Annotated in this window: 1 protein-coding gene; it reads right to left on the reverse strand. The window is 44.1% G+C overall.

Features of this window, described 5'->3' with window-relative positions; genetic code table 11:
- On the reverse strand, positions 1-1,685 hold a 1,685-nt coding region (locus MCO_RS09735), incomplete at both ends, for a hemagglutinin repeat-containing protein (RefSeq protein WP_007554351.1).

Consider the following 1,685-nt stretch of genomic DNA (forward strand, 5'->3'; position numbering starts at 1 on the left):
TCATTTTGATTTTTAGCATGTTGAACCGCATAAACAGCTGCCTCTTCAGGCGGAGTAAAAATGCCATTAAAGGAAACATGAACCCTGCCATCAGATCCAGCTTGCAAATGTTCCTTTTCCTCAGCCGTTAAATAATGAAACTTAGGTATTTTTTGTCCACGAGCATCTCTTATAGGTACCCCATTTGCATCTATTTCATAGATTATATTGCCCTTTTCATCACGGTCGACCACAGCGATGGGGTGCTCTTTGATAAACATGGTTTTATAGGACTCATCGCTGTATTTAAACCCTTCTTCTAAGAGTTGGGTTGCCATTTCACGGTTTTCATGAACGATTCGTTCCAGCCTGCCTACATCGAGTTGTTGTACACCCTTATGGGCTGTCGAGGTGTCGCGATTAAGGGAAGCTATGGTTTGGTCAACGCCTTGCCCTGTCAATGCCTTCTGCTCTGCTTCATCGGTCAAGATGATGGTGCCATTGCTGATAGCAGATTTGGTGTATCCTTCCTCCGAATCTTTGGCTTTTGAATGATCTAAGACATTTTTGGCGATGTTTTTCCCGACACCGTATTTGCCCTGATACATGGGGCCACCCGCAGAAATACTTAAACCTTGGCTGCTAGCTTGCGCATCAGCACTGTTGGCGATGTCACTGGTAGTAATGCTTCCTGTGGTCAGGCTGTTTTTTTCTGCCGGTGCACTGCTGGAAATGATGCCTCCGATCAGCGTCGTTTTATCTTTAACGTTAATATTAAAGCCGCCATCACCAGTTTTGATGCCTGATTGTTCCACAACACTGTGATAATCACTAGAGGATTGATCCTTGTTCAAGGAAATATTGGTTGTAGCTTTACCATCCTTTTTTCCACCATTAAACCCAACAGAAAGAGAGTTTTGCTTGCTGACAGTTTGTCCCGTATCACTGCGGCTGATAACAGTAAAATCACCACCAATATCCATCTCTACACGGTTTCCAGAAACTACTGCTCCTGCCAGTGTGGTGTTTTCTCCACTTGTGCTATGAACAGTGCCGATGCCAATAATATGGCTGTTCTTTTGTTGAACCTGTTCACTGGAACCATTGCCTTTGCCAAAAGAAGCATTACCCATCCATCCTGGTCCACCGGTACCATAGCTATATCCAACATTCACCGAAGCACTTTGCATCTGACTTTGTGTGCTTTGCGTGTTTTGCGCACTTTCAAAGATGATATCTTTCCCTGCTTCCAAGGTGATATTTCCACTCTGTTCATCATTGCTTTGCATCGGGTTTGTTCCAGCAATAATATCCGCTCCAACACCATGGATGCTGCCTTTGTGAGCATGCATGTTAACAGCGCGCCCTGCTTCTATGCTATCTGTTACCGCTGTGGAGACTTGAGAAGATGCTTCTGCCTTCTCCGTCTTAAAGCCCACGGTCACACTGGCAGAAACATCAACAATATCACGAATAGATTGTTTAAGTTTTCCACCCTTTGCCCCGTTGTAAAAATCTTTGCATTTGTTGTAGAGATCATAGCCTTTTAGACCAGCAATAAGACCATTACCGATTTTGTGTTTTGTATCCCCATGACCAAAACGTTTGGCTGCATCCCTTATATCTTTTACGCTACCAAGAATACCCACATTGACAGAGCCTGTCACACCAGCAAAAGACTTTTCATGTGTCTCTTTGCCATTGGA

The organism is Bartonella sp. DB5-6 (genome assembly GCF_000278115.1).
GTDB classification, from domain to species: Bacteria; Pseudomonadota; Alphaproteobacteria; order Rhizobiales; family Rhizobiaceae; genus Bartonella; species Bartonella refiksaydamii.